The 15,873-nt window shown below is 57.9% G+C and carries 14 protein-coding genes; 9 read left to right on the forward strand and 5 right to left on the reverse strand.

From position 1 onward, the window contains the following. Positions 1 to 10 precede the first annotated feature (10 nt). The 4 genes from ACU6TU_RS00875 to ACU6TU_RS00890 form a co-directional block, all read right to left on the reverse strand. The gene (locus ACU6TU_RS00875) at positions 11 to 379 is read right to left on the reverse strand and encodes a hypothetical protein (RefSeq protein WP_447142727.1); all 369 of its coding nucleotides are present in this window, start codon (positions 377 to 379) and stop codon (positions 11 to 13) included. A gap of 125 nt (positions 380 to 504) precedes the next feature. Next, positions 505 to 1,140 carry a transglycosylase SLT domain-containing protein gene (locus ACU6TU_RS00880; RefSeq protein ID WP_447144158.1) on the reverse strand — a complete coding sequence of 212 codons (636 nt, stop codon included), beginning with the start codon at positions 1,138 to 1,140 and terminating at the stop codon, positions 505 to 507. Positions 1,141 to 1,263: 123 nt separating this feature from the next. Beyond that, complete coding sequence (locus tag ACU6TU_RS00885; RefSeq protein WP_447142728.1) at positions 1,264 to 2,832, reverse strand: FAD-binding domain-containing protein; 1,569 nt, start codon at positions 2,830 to 2,832, stop codon at positions 1,264 to 1,266. Between the two features lie 25 nt (positions 2,833 to 2,857). Beyond that, entirely contained in the window at positions 2,858 to 3,316 is a 459-nt protein-coding gene (locus tag ACU6TU_RS00890; RefSeq protein ID WP_447142729.1) for a copper chaperone PCu(A)C, read from the reverse strand. 220 nt (positions 3,317 to 3,536) lie between these two features. Between ACU6TU_RS00890 and ACU6TU_RS00895 the strand changes: the two genes are divergently transcribed. Continuing rightward, positions 3,537 to 3,839 carry an antibiotic biosynthesis monooxygenase family protein gene (locus tag ACU6TU_RS00895; RefSeq protein WP_447142730.1) on the forward strand — a complete coding sequence of 101 codons (303 nt, stop codon included), beginning with the start codon at positions 3,537 to 3,539 and terminating at the stop codon, positions 3,837 to 3,839. Here ACU6TU_RS00895 and ACU6TU_RS00900 read toward each other — a convergent pair. Next, the gene (locus tag ACU6TU_RS00900) at positions 3,821 to 4,750 is read right to left on the reverse strand and encodes a LysR substrate-binding domain-containing protein (RefSeq protein ID WP_447142731.1); all 930 of its coding nucleotides are present in this window, start codon (positions 4,748 to 4,750) and stop codon (positions 3,821 to 3,823) included. The two genes, ACU6TU_RS00895 and ACU6TU_RS00900, sit on opposite strands and share 19 nt — an antisense overlap. 179 nt (positions 4,751 to 4,929) lie before the next feature. Here ACU6TU_RS00900 and ACU6TU_RS00905 point away from each other — a divergent pair, with 179 nt between their 5' ends. The 8 genes from ACU6TU_RS00905 to etfB all read left to right on the forward strand — a co-directional run bounded on the left by ACU6TU_RS00905 (position 4,930) and on the right by etfB (position 15,739). Beyond that, positions 4,930 to 6,357 (forward strand): L-serine ammonia-lyase, encoded by a 1,428-nt coding sequence (locus tag ACU6TU_RS00905; RefSeq protein WP_447142732.1) that lies wholly within the window; start codon positions 4,930 to 4,932, stop codon positions 6,355 to 6,357. A gap of 260 nt (positions 6,358 to 6,617) precedes the next feature. Further along, on the forward strand, positions 6,618 to 7,739 hold the full coding sequence (gene gbdR, locus ACU6TU_RS00910; RefSeq protein WP_447142733.1) for a choline metabolism transcriptional regulator GbdR: 1,122 nt from the start codon (positions 6,618 to 6,620) through the stop codon (positions 7,737 to 7,739). Positions 7,740 to 7,960: 221 nt separating this feature from the next. Then, positions 7,961 to 8,938: a dipeptidase gene (locus ACU6TU_RS00915; RefSeq protein WP_447142734.1), complete on the forward strand. Its 978-nt coding sequence runs from the start codon at positions 7,961 to 7,963 to the stop codon at positions 8,936 to 8,938. 50 nt (positions 8,939 to 8,988) lie between these two features. Beyond that, positions 8,989 to 9,534, forward strand: a complete 546-nt coding sequence (locus tag ACU6TU_RS00920; RefSeq protein WP_447142735.1) for a DUF5943 domain-containing protein — start codon at positions 8,989 to 8,991, stop codon at positions 9,532 to 9,534. Positions 9,535 to 9,561: 27 nt separating this feature from the next. Next, entirely contained in the window at positions 9,562 to 11,634 is a 2,073-nt protein-coding gene (gene dgcA / locus ACU6TU_RS00925) for a dimethylglycine demethylation protein DgcA (RefSeq protein WP_447142736.1), read from the forward strand. A 79-nt stretch (positions 11,635 to 11,713) separates the two neighbouring features. Next, positions 11,714 to 13,681 (forward strand): (Fe-S)-binding protein, encoded by a 1,968-nt coding sequence (locus ACU6TU_RS00930; protein WP_447142737.1) that lies wholly within the window; start codon positions 11,714 to 11,716, stop codon positions 13,679 to 13,681. Beyond that, positions 13,678 to 14,943: an electron transfer flavoprotein subunit alpha gene (etfA, locus tag ACU6TU_RS00935; protein WP_447142738.1), complete on the forward strand. Its 1,266-nt coding sequence runs from the start codon at positions 13,678 to 13,680 to the stop codon at positions 14,941 to 14,943. Before ACU6TU_RS00930 ends, etfA begins: the two co-directional genes overlap by 4 nt. Then, positions 14,933 to 15,739: an electron transfer flavoprotein subunit beta gene (etfB, locus tag ACU6TU_RS00940; RefSeq protein ID WP_447142739.1), complete on the forward strand. Its 807-nt coding sequence runs from the start codon at positions 14,933 to 14,935 to the stop codon at positions 15,737 to 15,739. The genes etfA and etfB overlap by 11 nt, the downstream gene beginning before the upstream one ends. Positions 15,740 to 15,873 lie beyond the last annotated feature (134 nt).

A 15,873-nucleotide genomic window follows, 5' to 3' on the forward strand; every position in this document is an offset into this window, starting at 1 on the left:
CGATAAAAAATTAATGCCGCTGCCATGGCCAGCGGCGTTTTTTGGGCTGGCTGAGTTGCAGGATGGCCGTATTCAGCGGCTCCAGTACGGCACTGAGCTGACGGTAGCAAACCGCGCTGCTAAGCACCCCCGGGCACTGTTTCAGCAGCAGGTCGCTGCCTTGCGAGGCAACCAGAAGCTGTTGGGCCAATAAGGGGTCGTTCAGTGCAGCCTGTTGATAGCAACGCTTAAGCTCGCGGCTTAGCAGGGCAAGCAGGCTGGCGTCTAACCAGCACGGCAGCGGGTCTTCAAGACGTCCTGCCATGGAATGCTGAATGGCCTCAAACGAGGTGCGGATAAACACCAGTGTCTGACGTAGTTGACGCGTTTCAGGGTTCATCGTGCTAAACCTTTTCGTGATCGGGTTATCGAACAAAAATAAAAGGTCTTAAATAATATTGATTATCATTTGCTTTAATTTAGCGCGATGTTTTGTCGCTGTCAATTCGTCATCAGCCCTGGTGTTCAATCGGCCCGGCAGAACGGCCAGACCTGGTAGAAACGGTCACACTGGAATTCACTTTCGCAGCGGGCTAGCTGGGCGCTGTAACGGTTGGCACGCTGTTCAACATTACGTGCCGCTCGCAGAACAAAAGGTTTGGAGCGGTGATTGCCACGCCGATATCCGGCAGCGCCTTCATGGTAGGCCAGGTACAGGTGCTCCGGGTTATTCAGGGAAATACCGGTCTGGGCGCGGGTACGGGTGTTGTACCAGCCAATGAAATCGGTGGCGTACTTCATATGAGTACGTCGGGCAAAAGTGCTGCCTGCCTGGTCACGATATTCGCCCCATACCGGGTCGAGGGCCTGGGCATAGCCCAGCGCTGACGAGGGCCGAGGGCCAGGAAAAATGAAGAAGCGTTTACCCTGGCGGGGTGGCCGGACATGGCTGCGAAACGAAGATTCCTGCTGGATAAATGACATCTGGGTGGCAATCGGTGTGCCCCATTTTTCCTGGGAATCGCGCGCGTAGTCGTACCAATCGGGATGTTCGCGGAAAATTTCACAGATATTACTCTGATCCTGCGGCGGGCTGGGTGCCAGCGCAGCGCAGCCCACCAGTACCATGACGCTCAGTAGGCTAATCAGTAGAAACGGCATTTTCCGGCGAGCGGGTTTGGCACACTTTGCCATGGTCGGGCTCCTTGTTTAAGCCGTTATTCCTCAGGCTATACATTCCATGTTTTTTAGCTTACTACCCGAAAGTGATGCCTGCCCAGCTTTCTAATCCTCGTCCTGGGGGTTGCTGTCAACGAAAAGGCCGAGCTGGTTGGCGGAGACCGCTTTTCGGGCGGATGGCTTGCGCTGAGAGGGGCGCCGCTGGCTGGCCAGTTTCTGAAGTAGCGCCTGGCTTTCTTCACGCGCCTGCGGGGTGCGCCTGAGTTGATAGAGGCAGGTTTTCCAATGGCGAGCTTCGCGTTCGAAATCGTGTGGGAAGGGGTAGTCTTTTCCGGGGTGAAAGCCAAAGCGCTGGCGCAGCGACGTCGGCAGCGTCCACGGTGTTTTGCGCCACTCCAAGGGCAATGCCGCGAGTTCGGGTACCCATTGGGCCACGAAATCGCCCGTTGGGTCGTTATCCTCGGCCTGTTTGAGCGGATTATAGACGCGCAGGGCGTTGGTGCCGGTGGCGCCGGACTGCATCTGTACCTGAGGGAAGTGAATGCCAGGCTCATAATCAGTGAACAGCCGCGCCAGATGAAGGGCCGGTTCGCGCCAGTGCAGGCCCAGCCCGAAAGTCGCATAGGAAATCAGCATGGCGCGCATGCGAAAATTCAGCCAGCCGGTCGCCATCAGGCTGCGCATACAGGCATCCACCAGGGGTACGCCGGTTTGCCCTTGTTGCCAGGCCACCAGACGCGGATGCTGCAGGTCGCGTTCGCGCAGACCGCGTAAAGCGGGGTGCAGCGTGCGATATTCCATATCGGGCTGGCTTTCCAGCTTCTGGATGAAATGGCAGTGCCAGTAAAGCCGTGAGGTAAACGCGCGCAGAGACGCCGACCAGCGCGGGTCGTTCTGGTATTTTTCGCGCTGGCGGCGCAGCGATTGGACGACTTCGCGCAGCGACAATGTGCCCCAGGCCAGATGCGGCGATAAGCGGGAACCGAACTCCCAGGCCAGAAGCGGCTTGGAAAGTGAACCGCGGTAGCGGCGCCCACGCTGCTGGACAAAGCTGCGCCAGACCTCCCTTCCTGCCTGGCGCCCGCCTGGCTGGCGCTGGGGGCAGGGCGTCTGATCGATACCCAGGGTGAGGGACGTGAGGGATTCAACGTTAACCTGGTGAAACGCTTCCCAATCGGGCGCGGTTTGCGCACTTGTGGGGGCGGGTAGCGTGGGTGCCGCCATCAGGTGTTCCCATTGAGTCTCCCATTGCTGGCGTTTAGCCAGCCCGCGCACCACACCCTGTTGGCGGGCTTGATGCCAGTCAACGCCATTGGCCCGGCACCAGGCGAGAACGGCGTTATCACGGGCATAACTCCAGGCGTTACCGGTTTCCTGATGCGAGTGGAGCACGAAATGCGGGTAGCGGGTTTTCAGGGCTTCGAGAAGCTGCATCATGCTGCCGTGCCAGCAGCACAGAGGGAGCTTTATGGCTGCCAATGCCCTAACAAGATCCGTAAGACCATCAGCGGTAAACTGCCAGTGGCGCAGGGCGCTGTCCGGCGTTTGCCACTGCTCGGGCTCGATGGCAAATACGGGCAGCACCGGGCCTGCCGCCGCCGCGCGATGGAGCGGCGCGTGGTCATGAATACGCAGGTCACGTTTGAACCAGACAACCTGAATAACGCCCGTCATAAAGGCCTTTTTATTGCAGAGGGTGCTAGTGTTTCATCGGCATTACTGGCCGAACCGGAGCGGAAAATTCGAGTGTTTCACCGTTATCGAACGTCAGGTTTAACGATACGTTGTCACCTTTGCGGATCGGACTTTCCAGGCCAATCAACATCAGGTGGAGGCCACCGGGTGCCAGCGTTGTCTCACCGCCTGCCGGTATCTCGATGGTTTCGATTTGACGCATCTGCATCACGCCGTCCGCCTCGACATGGTTATGCATTTCCGTGTGTTCGGTAATGCTGTTCCCAGCCGCGACCAGGCTAACCGGTGTATCACTGCTGTTATGCAGGGTCATAAAAGCTGCTGTAGCGGGAGAGCCGGGCGGCACCTCCCGCACATAGGGGTCGTCAATGCTCAGGGTGTCAGCGTTGGCACTGACGGCAAAAAGCAGCGTGCTTAGAATGAATGTGCTTAGGGTGAGTGTGGCAAGTCGTAACATCGGCATAAGAACTCTTTGGCGAGGTGGTGGAAAAATACACTTTATTATAGACACCTTATCCAGCGGGTGGCGTCATTATGCGACACCTCGTCTCATACCGCGGCAATGTGTCTTGTGCTTCCCGGTGGTTTTCAAGTGTGTCGGAAGGGAGTAGCGTAAAGCGTTTCATAAGAATCTTTCTTAAAAACGTTTTATAAATCTGACGAGCCCTTCAAGGAGCTTCCATATGTATATCGCCATGAACCGTTTTCGTATTGCCCTCGGCCGTGAAGCCGATTTTCTGGCCATCTGGCGTAATCGCGACAGCCATCTGGATGACGTGCCCGGCTTCAAGTCGTTTCATATGCTGCAGGGGGAAACCCGCGACGATCATACGGTGTTTATTTCCCATAGCGAATGGACCTCGGAAACTGCGTTTCGCGACTGGACGAAATCGGACGCCTTCCGCAAGGCCCATGCCAATGCCAAGTCGCCGGAAGGCATTTACCTCGGCCCGCCGCAGTTTGAAGGTTATGACGTGGTGCTCTGATCGCGCTGGGCTTCTTCAACCAGCCAGTCATGCACGGCCGCTACCCGGCGGTCGTCCAGCGCCCCCGGCGCATGAACGATACCGTACTGTTTGCCCGTGGCGACACGCTGGCCAAACAGCGTGACCAGTGAGCCGCTTTCCAGCTCATCGGTGATCAGCGTGCGGCGGGCAATCGCCACGCCCATTCCTGCAATGGCGGCTTCCATGGTCAGCTGGTTGCGGTTGAAGGTGTACCCCCGACGCACGTTGATATGCGGTGCGGCAATCGCTTTCAGGTAGTGCTCCCACTCAGCGTAGTCATGGCTTCCCCGCCAGGCGGTCACATCGTGAAGTAGCGGATAATGCGTCAGGTCTTCAGGACGGATCAGCGCTGGTTTCCCCGTGAGAAGGGCTGGTGCGCAGACCGGAAAGATCAGCTCATCCATCAAAGGGGTAATACAGAACCCTGGGTAGTAACCGTCGTTAAGATCAATGGCAAGATCAAAATCACCGTCGCGCAGCGAGATATTGCTGTCTTCGGCAATGATCTGCAATTCAATATCCGGAAAGCGCGCCTGCAGCTTAGGCAGTCTCGGCATGACCCATTTATTCAGAAATGACGGCACACTGCGCAGCCGCAGAATGCCGCTCATCACCCCTGAACGCAGGCGCCGAACTTCCTGCTCTACCGCCTGATAGGCGTCTTCCGTGACGGCTGCCAGGCGTTGCCCTTCATCGGTTAGCTCAAGGCGTCGCGTCAGGCGGCGGAATAAACGAAAGCCTAGCCGTGCTTCAAGCTGCTTGATCTGTTGGCTGATGGCGCCTGTGGTGACGTGTAGCTCTTCAGCAGCGCGGGTGAACGAAAGGTGCCGGGCACTGACGCTGAAAACCTTGAGCCAGGCATGGGTCTGAGCATTAAGATGTCGATTCATGGTTTAGAATTACTAAAGAGAGGCTGAGATATTATCGATTGTCGCGCGTTCTGAATCCCGATAACAATAGTACTACCGCCTATAAAGGCAGGAATAATAATAGACGCTTTAGTAAAGTTAATGCATTGCCATCATGATGTCTTTGTGGCGATGATGGATGTCGTTCGGGGGTAAGCGGTATGTCAATCAGTGTGTTTGATCTGTTTAAAATCGGGGTAGGGCCGTCAAGTTCCCACACCGTCGGGCCGATGCGCGCGGCTTTTGATTTTCTCGCAGAACTTCGAGAAAAGCCGTTTCGAGAAGAACGGTTTCCAGAAAAACAGCTTCGAGAAGAACAGTTGCTGACGCAGGTAGTGCGGATAGAAGTGCAGCTTTATGGCTCGCTTTCTGCCACCGGCATCGGGCATGGCACGGATCGCGCGGTGATTATGGGGCTGATGGGGGAGCGCCCGGATCAAATCGACCCGGCAGTGATCAATCCGCGTATCGACGCCCTGATGGAAACCCAGACCCTGCAGCTCGATAACCAGCAGGCGGTAGAGTTTCAGTGGGCGCGTGACATGCAGCTCTATGACGAGTGTCTGCCACATCACCCCAACGCCATGCGTATGATCGCCCATGGTGCCGACGGGGAACTGTATCGCAATACCTATTACTCGGTAGGCGGTGGCTTCGTGGTCGACGAAGCCCAGGCGCAGGAGGGCGTGCTCGACAGCGACACAACAGTGCTGCCTTATGATTTCAATTCCGCCGCCGAGCTGATGAGGCTTTGCCAGCAGCATGGCTTTAGCATCAGCGAGCTAATGCTGGAAAACGAAAAGGCATGGCGCAGCGAGAAGGACATACGCGATGGCCTGTGGCGAATCTGGCAGGCCATGCGGACCTGTGTCGAGGCTGGGCTGCAGAGTAGTGAAAGTATTCTGCCTGGCGGTCTGAAGGTGAAGCGTCGTGCTGCCTCGCTGCATCGTCGTCTGGAGGTCTTTGAAGAGAACCCCAGCCTGATTAGTACGACGTTTTCCGCGATGGACTGGGTGAATGTGTTTGCCCTGGCCGTTAACGAAGAAAACGCGGCAGGCGGGCGGATGGTGACGGCACCGACTAACGGGGCAGCAGGCATTATTCCCGCAGTACTGCATTATTATATGAAGTTTCAGCCGGGCGCCTGTGAGCGCAACGTCGTGGATTTTCTGCTGGCGGCTGGCGCAGTGGGGATTCTGTGTAAGAAAAACGCCTCGATTTCCGGCGCGGAAGTGGGCTGTCAGGGTGAAGTGGGGTCGGCCTGCGCGATGGCGGCGGCCGGGCTTGCCGAGGTGATGGGAGGCTCGGTGGGTCAGGTGGAGAATGCCGCTGAAATCGGCCTGGAGCACAATCTCGGGCTGACCTGTGACCCTGTGGGCGGTCTTGTGCAGGTGCCATGTATCGAGCGTAATGCGATTGCCTCTGTCAAAGCTATCAATGCGGCACAGATGGCGCTGCGTGGCGATGGTGAGCATTTCATCTCGCTGGATAAAGCGATTCGGACCATGCGGGACACTGGCCGCGATATGCAGGATAAATACAAGGAAACGTCCAAAGGTGGGCTTGCCGTTAACACCATCGAGTGCTGATAGCGCGTTTCTCTGACCGTCATGCTGGTGCGTATAACGACATATATATGTCTGAAAACGACGCGGGTGTCGTTAAGTGACAGTTAGTTACTTAAATAGCGGAAATTCTAAATGCGTCAAGACGCCATAGGTATTACATTTTAGAGAATACTTGTCTGTCAGCGACCCTGAGCGCCCTTGCCGATGTCGCTAGTAGCAAAATCATTACCACAATAACGAAAAGTCGCCTGAGCGACACAAGGATGAAAGGAGACTTGGCCATGACGACGAATCAGACTGCCTCTGCGCGCCAGCCACAAACCATCGGCTTTTTACTGCTCGACAACTTTACCCTGATTTCGCTGGCGTCTGCCATTGAACCACTGCGCATGGCGAATCAGCTGGCAGGGAGCGAGCTATATCGCTGGTACACCATCAGCCTGGATGGCACTGCCGTCAGTGCCAGTGATGGCCTGACGACCGTTCCTGATGTCAGTATGTCGACGCCGCTGGCGCTGGATATGATCATCGTGTGTGGCGGTGTCGGTCCAAGCCGCAGCGTCAAACGCGAGCATATTGCCTGGCTGCAGTCCCAGGCCCGCTCGCCACGAAGGTTGGGGGCCGTCTGTACCGGCAGCTGGGCGCTGGCCAAGGCCGGTCTGCTGGATGGTTATGAAACCAGTGCGCACTGGGAATGCCTGGCGGCCATGCAGGAAGCCTTCCCACGCGTAGCGCTCTCCACGCGGCTGTTTACTATCGACCGCGACCGCGCGACGGCCTCAGGCGGGGCGGCTCCTCTGGACATGATGCTTAACCTGATTGGGCGCGATCACGGCCGTGAACTGTCGGCGGGCATTTCCGAGATGTTTATCTGTGAGCGGGTGCGTGGCGAGCAGGACCTGCAGCGGGTGCCGCTCAAGCATGTATTGGGCACTACCCAGCCGAAGCTGCTGGAAATTGTCGCCCTGATGGAAGCCAACCTTGAAGAGCCGATCGGTCTGGATGAACTGGCCAATTATGTCAGCGTGTCGCGCCGTCAGCTGGAGCGTCTGTTCCAGAAATATCTGCATTGCTCTCCTTCCCGTTACTACCTCAAGTTGCGGTTGACCCGTGCCCGCCAACTGCTTAAACAAACGCCGATGCCGATTATCGAAGTGGCGACCGCCTGTGGTTTTGTCTCAACGCCGCATTTCTCCAAGTGCTACCGCGAGTTTTTTGGTATTCCGCCGCGTGATGAGCGGTTGGGTATTCAACCGCGAACGCCACTTGATGGCATGCTGGAAATCACTCAGCTTGCCGATGCCGCCCAGAATGATGCCGTCACATCGCCGGTTTCCAGTGCCGTGCTTGCCTTGGCACAGGCGCGGGGAGAGCCAACCTACGCCAGTGTCAGGTTGCTATAACCCATTGCGTCAGTGACAGTTACGAATGAATGAACCGCGCCCAAGAGGCGCGGTTGGTTTATGTGGCTGGCGTATCGTGATTGCGACACCTGTGACGCTTTTGGAATTCCACCTGTCGTTTTCAAACGTCGCCATGCCAATAGGGGGCGCTATGCTGCCGACACGTAAAACTTACACATAAATACGTGCACATAAATAGCTAGACGTGCCGGAGCACAGCCATGACCCCGCGTGAATTACACGATGACAGCATCATTATTGACGGTTTGATTATTGCCAAATGGAACCGTGAACTGTTGGAAGATATGCGCCGTGGTGGCCTGACGGCAGCTAACTGCACGGTATCCGTGTGGGAAGGTTTTCAGGCCACGGTGGATAATATCGCCAGTACACGAAAGCTGATGGACGAGTGTAGTGACCTGGTGCGCCCGGTACACACCACGGCAGATATTCTGCGTGCCAAGGAAGAAGGCAAGACGGGGATTATCTTCGGCTTCCAGAATGCCCACGCGTTCGAAGATCAGATCGGCTATGTCGATATCTTCAAGCAGCTGGGCGTAGGCATCGTACAGATGTGCTACAACACCCAGAATCTGGTGGGCACCGGCTGTTACGAACGCGATGGTGGCCTGTCTGGCTTCGGGCGTGAAATTGTGGCGGAAATGAATCGCGTCGGCATGATGTGTGACCTTTCCCACGTGGGTAGCCAAACCTCGCAGGAAGTGATTCTCGAATCGAAAAAACCGGTGTGTTATTCCCACTGCTTGCCATCCGGCCTCAAAGAACATCCGCGCAACAAATCCGATGAAGAACTCAAATTTATCGCCGACCACGGCGGCTTTGTCGGTGTCACCATGTTCACGCCTTTCCTGCGGGCGGGCGTTAACGCCACGGTCGAAGACTATGTTGAAGCGATCGAATACGTGATGAATATCGTGGGCGAAGATGCGATTGGTATCGGCACCGATTTCACTCAGGGGCATGATCAGGCGTTCTTTGAATGGCTGACCCATGACAAAGGCTATGCCCGCCGTCTGACCCGCTTCGGTGAAATCATCAATCCCAAAGGGATTCGCACAATCGGTGAGTTCCCGAACCTGACGGAAGCATTGCTTGAGCGCGGCTTCAGCGAGTCACAGGTGCGCAAGATCATGGGCGATAACTGGGTGCGTATCCTCAAGGATGTATGGGGCGAGTAAGCCACCTGACGTTTTATCAAACCAATAATAACGCCACAAGGAACACCACCGTGACCAAGACTGCGCCCGAACTGCCCATTGACGTTGATAGTGAAACCGGTGTCTGGACGACCGACGCCCTGCCGATGCTGTATGTGCCACGCCACTTTTTTATCAATAACCACATGGCCGTGGAAGAGGCGCTGGGTGCTGAAAAGTATGCCGAAATTCTTTACCACGCCGGTTACAGGAGCGCCTGGCACTGGTGCGAAAAAGAAGCCGAACTGCATGGCCTCGAAGGGGCTGATGTGTTTGAGCACTACATGCTGCGTCTTTCCCAGCGCGGCTGGGGCAAGTTCATCACGGAAGCCATTGATCTGGATGCCGCCACTGCCCGAGTGCGCCTGGAGCACAGTGCCTTTGTTTATCAGCTAGGCAAAACCGGCCGCAAGGTGGAGTACATGTTTACCGGCTGGTTTGCCGGTGCCATGGATCAGATTCTGGCGGCCAGCGGAAGCTCGCAGCGGACCGTTGCCGAGCAGACGCAGAGCGCCGCCGAAGAAGGCTGTGATGTTGGCTACTTTGATGTCACCCCGAAGGCACCGCAGAGCAACTGATAGAGTCATTGAGAGAGAGACATCAGAATGGCATTCGACGCAATCTTTCAGCCGATCGATATCGGCAAGCTGACCATCCGTAATCGCGTCGTGAGTACGGCGCATGCGGAAGTTCACGCGACTGACGGTGGCATGACCACTGAACGTTACGTCAGATACTATGAGGAAAAGGCCAAAGGTGGCTGCGGCTTGTGTATCTGCGGTGGTTCGTCGGTTGTCTCGATTGACAGCCCGCAGGGCTGGTGGAGTTCGGTCAACCTGTCGACGGACCGGATTATTCCGCATTTTCAGAATCTTGCCGATGCTGTCCATAAGCATGGCGGCAAGATCATGATCCAGATTACCCACATGGGGCGTCGTTCGCGCTGGGACGGTTTTGACTGGCCGACGCTGTTATCGCCGTCAGGTATTCGCGAGCCGGTTCACCGCTCCACCTGCAAGACGATTGAAGAAGAAGAAATCTGGCGGATTATCGGTGATTTTGCTCAGGCCGCCCGACGCGCCAAAGAAGGCGGGCTTGATGGTGTTGAACTGTCTGCGGTGCATCAGCATCTGATTGACCAGTTCTGGAGCCCACGGGTCAATAAACGCACTGACCAATGGGGTGGCAGCTTCGAAAACCGTATGCGCTTTGGCATGGAAGTGCTGAAAGCCGTGCGTGCCGAAGTGGGCGATGATTTCGTGGTAGGCATGCGTATCTGCGGCGATGAGTTCCATCCCGACGGTCTGACCCAGGACGACATGAAGCAGATCGCCACCTATTACGATGCCACCGGTCAGGTCGATTTCTTCGGCGTGGTAGGGTCCGGCTGTGATACCCATAACACCCTGGCCAACGTGATTCCCAATATGTCCTACCCGCCGGAGCCTTTCCTGCATCTGGCGGCGGGTATCAAGGAAATCGTCAGTGTGCCGGTGATTCACGCCCAGAACATCAAGGACCCCAACCAGGCCCAGCGCATTCTTGAGGGCGGTTATGTCGACCTGGTGGGCATGACCCGTGCTCATATTGCTGACCCGCATCTGATTGCCAAGATCAAGATGAACCAGATTGACCAGATCAAGCAGTGTGTGGGCGCTAACTACTGCATCGACCGCCAGTATCAGGGCCTTGATGTCCTGTGTATCCAGAATGCGGCGACATCTCGGGAATATATGGGCCTGCCGCATATTATCGAAAAGTCCGACGGGCCAGTCCGCAAGGTCGTCGTTGTTGGCGGTGGCCCCGGCGGAATGGAAGCGGCTCGCGTGGCGGCTGAACGCGGGCACGATGTCGTGCTGTTTGAAGCGGCCGAGCAACTAGGCGGGCAGATCACGATTGCCGCACAAGCGCCGCAGCGTGACCAGATCGCCGGTATTACCCGCTGGTACCAGCTGGAGCTGGCGCGCCTGAGCGTGGATGTGCGCCTGGGCACCCGCGCCGACGCGGATGAACTCACCGCCATGCAGGCGGATATCGTTGTACTCGCCACCGGTGGTCAACCCTTCCTTGAGCAATACCCGGACTGGGGCTATTCAGACGACCCGCAGGAAAGTCTCGTGGTCAGTTCCTGGGACATTCTCAGCGGCAGCGTGGCGCCCGGCAACAACGTCCTGCTTTACGACACCATCTGCGAGTTTGCCGGTGTTTCGGCGGCAGATTACTTGGCCGACAAAGGCGCCAAGGTGGAAATCGTCACCGACGATATCAAGCCGGGTGCTGCCGTTGGGGGCACGACCTTCCCGACTTACTACCGCAGTCTCTATGAAAAAGAAGTCATCATGACCTCAGACATGATGCTGCATAAGGTGTACCGCGAAGGGGATCAACTGGTTGCCGTGCTGGAAAACGAGTACACCGGTCAGCAGGAAGAGCGCGTGGTCGATCAGGTCGTGGTCGAGAACGGCGTTCGCCCGGATGAAGCGCTCTACTACGCACTCAAACAGCAATCGCGCAACCACGGTCAGGTAGATCTGGAAGCCCTGTATGCCGCTGACCCTCAGCCCAGCCTGAGTGAGAACGGTGAGGGCTTTCTGTTATTCCGGTTAGGGGACTGCAACGCACCACGCAATACCCATGCGGCCATTTACGATGCGCTGCGTATCTGTAAAGACTTTTGATTCTGCAGCCGGGGAATGATGCCCAGCGCGAACCGGGTGCCTCATTCTGCGGCGTTGCTCCTCAACCGAGGTGAGTGCCATGCTTGAAAACCTCCTGCCTGTTCTGATCTTTACGGCGCTGGCGCTGGCCCTGGTAGGCGCCTGGCGGCGTATCGGCCTGTGGCGACAGGGGCGAGCCGCCCCGGTCAGCCTGATGAAAGGATTGCTGGCGATGCCACGCCGCTATCTGGTGGATCTTCATCACGTCGTCGAGCGTGACCGTTATATCTCCCACACGCACGTTGCTACGGCCGGGGGCTTTGTCGTTGCCGCACTGCTGACGCTGGTGGTGCATGGGCTGGGCCTGGCGCAGGGCGTGCTGGGCTGGCTGTTGCTGGTCGCCAGTGCGGTCATGTTTGCGGGCAGTGTGTTGGTGGCAAAACGTCGGCGCAACCCGCCCGCCCGTCTTTCCAAAGGCCCATGGATGCGTCTGCCGAAAAGTTTGATGGCGTTTTCTGCGGGCGTTTTTTTCGTCACCTTGCCAGTGGTGGGATTGGTGCCAGCACCGGCGGAGCTAGGGTTCTGGCTGGCGGCTTTGGTGCTGCTGGCGATGGTGGCCTGGGGGCTGGGCGAAATGTTTTTCGGCATGACCTGGGGCGGGCCGATGAAACACGCCTTTGCCGGTGCCCTGCACCTGGCCTTTCATCGCCGCCCTGAACGTTTTTCCACGTCATCGGGCGGTGGTCGTTCCACCGGGCTGAAAGCGCTGAACCTAAACGATGAAGACGCCCCGCTGGGGGTTGAAAAGCCGACAGATTTCACCTGGAACCAGCTGCTCGGGTTTGACGCCTGCGTGCAATGCGGGCGTTGTGAAGCGGTTTGCCCGGCGTTTGCGGCGGGCCAGCCCCTCAATCCTAAGAAACTCATTCAGGACATGGTCGTCGGCATGGCGGGCGGCTCAGATGCGGCCTACACCGGTAGCCCCTATCCGGACAAACCGGTCGGTGAACATCAGGGTGACCCCCACGGGCCCATCGTGGCGCGTGAAGGCAAGGCGCTGCTGGATGCTGACACGCTATGGTCGTGCACGACATGCCGCGCCTGTGTGGAAGAATGCCCGATGATGATCGAGCATGTCGACGCCATTGTGGATATGCGCCGCCACCTGACCCTGGAGCGCGGCCAGACGCCCAACAAGGGCGCTGAAGTGCTGGATAACCTGATTGCCACGGATAACCCCGGTGGCTTTGACCCGGCATCGCGCCTGCACTGGGCGGCGGACCTGAACTTGCCCAATATTGCCGACCTGGGCCAGGTAGATGTACTGCTGTGGCTGGGCGATGGCGTTTTCGATATGCGCAATCAGCGTACGTTACGGGCCTTCGTCAAAGTCCTGCGCGCGGCCGGTGTGGACTTCGCCGTGCTGGGTAATGAAGAGCGCGACAGTGGAGATGTGGCGCGCCGTCTGGGGGATGAAGCGACGTTTCAGACGCTGGCCAAACGCAATATCGCGACCCTCAACCAGTACCAATTCGTGAAAATCGTCACCTGCGACCCGCACAGCTTCCATGTGCTGAAAAACGAGTATGGCGAGCTGGGTGGCCATTACCATGTTAATCATCACACCACCTTTATTGCCGAGCTTTACCGCGAAGGGCGGCTGGCTTTTACTGCATGGAAAGGCGGGGCCGTTACCTATCATGACCCCTGTTATCTGGGGCGCTATAACGGTGAATACGACGCGCCCAGGGATGTGCTGAAAGCGATGGGTATCGAGGTCAAGGAAATGCAGCGTTCCGGCTACCGTTCGCGCTGCTGTGGTGGCGGTGGCGGGGCGCCGATTACCGACATTCCCGGTAAGCAGCGGATTCCCGATATGCGCATGCAGGATGTAGGCGAAACCGGCGCTGAGCTGGTTGCCGTGGGGTGCCCGCAGTGTACCGCCATGCTGGAAGGCGTGGTAGATGCCACGGCGGAGGTACGGGATATCGCCGAACTGGTGGCCAATGCGCTGGTCGAACCGCCTGCCGTGTCCAGGCAGGTCAAGGCCGAGGAGGTAATGTCATGAGCGATATCAAACGGCGTAACCCAAGAATCGAATGGATTGCCCGTAACCGCCTGCACCCGGAGCATGCCAGCGTGTTGGCAGCTATGGGGCAAGGGGCGGCCAGTGAATGGCAGGGCCCTAATGGCGTGATTCGCAAAAACCCTCACGTGGTCGGTTTTATTGGCCCTAACGGCATCAAACGAGTCGACCGTAGCGGTGCCCAACAGGCCGCCGCTGGCGACCCCGGTACGGCCGCAGCGGCACGTGATACCCGCCAGACCGTTAGCATCGAGAATCCGGCTTTTTACGTAGTAGTGGTGCCGGACATGAGCGGTGGGCGTTTGTCAGCCCACGACAAGGACCTGCTTGGGCTGGCACGTCAGTTGGCGGATGCGGATAACGCTAGCGGCGCGGTGCTGGCCGTTATAGGGCCTGAGCATAAAGAGCCGCAGTTAGGCGAGGCTGGCATTGACCGTGTGATGCATCTGCCCGAAGACGCCGCAGGCCAGTTTGCACCGGATAACCGGTTGACGGCGCTGGAAAGTATTGAAAATCAGCTTCAACCTCGCCACTGGCTGTTGCCGGATTCCGCGCTGGGCGGTGGTGACCTGGGCCGTCGGTTGGCCATGCGCCTGCAGGAAAGGCCCGCGACCGGCGTCTGGCGCATTGATGCCGATGAGTCAGCTGCGCTAGGTTGGCGCTGTACCGCGCGAGGGGCTGCCGACAGCCTGGATATCCAGCGTCCGCTGCCGCGCGTTGTGCTGGCATTGGCGGAATGCGCCGAACCCGTGGACGCAACCCGCCATGCGGCCCAGCCGGTGGCGCTGGAAAGTGCCCCGGCGGCCTTTACCACCCGCATCAATGATCAAGGCCAGGTGGCCGTTGACCCGGCGAGTATTGCGCTGTCGGAAGCGGAGTTCATTCTTTCGGCGGGTAACGGCGTCAAGGACTGGGACGGCTTCCATCAGGCAGCCAACGTACTGGGAGCCACCGAAGGGGCTTCACGGGTGGCCGTGGATGATGGCTATATGGCGCGAGATCGCCAGGTGGGCGCAAGTGGTACCTGGGTCACAGCGCGAGTCTATGTGGCCGTGGGTATTTCCGGGGCTATCCAGCATCTGCAGGGGATTCAGCCATGTGAAAAAGTCATCGCGATCAATATGGATGCCAGCTGTGACATGATCAAACGGGCTGATCTGGCCGTTATCGGTGACAGCACGGAAATCCTCGCCGCCCTGGTGGCCAGAATCCAGCAACAGCAAGGAGAGCGCCATGCAGCCTGATCAACTTCTCAACGTTGCTGTGCTGGTCTCCCTTGGGCGTCATCCACTCACCGGACGCCCACGTCGCGCCGACCATGATGCCCGTGGCGTGGAGCTGGCGCTGGGGGTTGAATCGCGGCACGCCAACACCCGGCTGGAGCTGGTTCACGCCGGAAGCTGTTACCCAGACAGCGAGGCTGCCCTGAGAAGCTATCCCGGTATGGCTGGCCTGCCCTGTATGACGTTGCTGGAGCAGGAAGACGGGGCTGATGCGATACCGGCGCTCTGCGAGTATCTCACTGAACAGCGCCCGCAGCTGGTGTTGACCGGCTGCCGCGCTGAGCGAGGCGAAGGCTCCGGATTATTACCCTATGCCCTGGCCGAGCGGTTGGGCTGGCCAATCATCAATAATCTGGCGGAAATCGAACACATTGAAAATGGCGTAGTGACCGTGCTGCAGGCGCTGCCACGCGGTCAGCGTAAACGCCTGCAAGTGCGTTTGCCTGCCATCATGAGCGTGGATGGCGCCGCACCTGCGCCGCGCCAGAGTGCCTTCGGGCCTGCCCGTCGTGCCAGGTTTGAATCACTGACGTTTGCCTCCCATATGGACGAGGAATTGACGCAGTGGTCGCTTTCACCCGCGCGTAAACGGCCCAAACGGCTTAAAATCGTCAAGTCAGCCTCGGCCCGCGATCGTTTCAAAGCGGCCGCCGCCAAGGCCGAAGGCGGCAGTGGCCAGATACTTGAAGGCGTTAGTGCCGAGCAGGGCGCTGACGCAATTCTCAAACTGTTGAACGAGGAGGGCGTGCTGCGTTAAGCGCCTGGCCGACCTCCAGGATTCAAGGACATTGTGAACCATCAGCGCTGAGGCTACGCTCAAGAAGCGTTAATCGATTGTGGCCCGAGCACCTGAATGACACCCTGTTATTAAAAACATGTCTTCAAAAGCAT

The sequence above is a fragment of the Halomonas sp. LS-001 genome, from assembly GCF_052983955.1.

Coding starts and splice junctions, on each gene's coding strand:
- ACU6TU_RS00900 (WP_447142731.1), bottom strand. CDS start 4,750: ATGAATCGACATCTTAATGCTCAGACCCATGCCTGGCTCAAGGTTTTC.
- dgcA (WP_447142736.1), top strand. CDS start 9,562: ATGGCATTCGACGCAATCTTTCAGCCGATCGATATCGGCAAGCTGACC.
- ACU6TU_RS00930 (WP_447142737.1), top strand. CDS start 11,714: ATGCTTGAAAACCTCCTGCCTGTTCTGATCTTTACGGCGCTGGCGCTG.
- ACU6TU_RS00915 (WP_447142734.1), top strand. CDS start 7,961: ATGACCCCGCGTGAATTACACGATGACAGCATCATTATTGACGGTTTG.
- etfB (WP_447142739.1), top strand. CDS start 14,933: ATGCAGCCTGATCAACTTCTCAACGTTGCTGTGCTGGTCTCCCTTGGG.
- etfA (WP_447142738.1), top strand. CDS start 13,678: ATGAGCGATATCAAACGGCGTAACCCAAGAATCGAATGGATTGCCCGT.
- ACU6TU_RS00885 (WP_447142728.1), bottom strand. CDS start 2,832: ATGACGGGCGTTATTCAGGTTGTCTGGTTCAAACGTGACCTGCGTATT.
- ACU6TU_RS00875 (WP_447142727.1), bottom strand. CDS start 379: ATGAACCCTGAAACGCGTCAACTACGTCAGACACTGGTGTTTATCCGC.
- ACU6TU_RS00905 (WP_447142732.1), top strand. CDS start 4,930: ATGTCAATCAGTGTGTTTGATCTGTTTAAAATCGGGGTAGGGCCGTCA.
- gbdR (WP_447142733.1), top strand. CDS start 6,618: ATGACGACGAATCAGACTGCCTCTGCGCGCCAGCCACAAACCATCGGC.
- ACU6TU_RS00880 (WP_447144158.1), bottom strand. CDS start 1,140: ATGCCGTTTCTACTGATTAGCCTACTGAGCGTCATGGTACTGGTGGGC.
- ACU6TU_RS00895 (WP_447142730.1), top strand. CDS start 3,537: ATGTATATCGCCATGAACCGTTTTCGTATTGCCCTCGGCCGTGAAGCC.
- ACU6TU_RS00890 (WP_447142729.1), bottom strand. CDS start 3,316: ATGCCGATGTTACGACTTGCCACACTCACCCTAAGCACATTCATTCTA.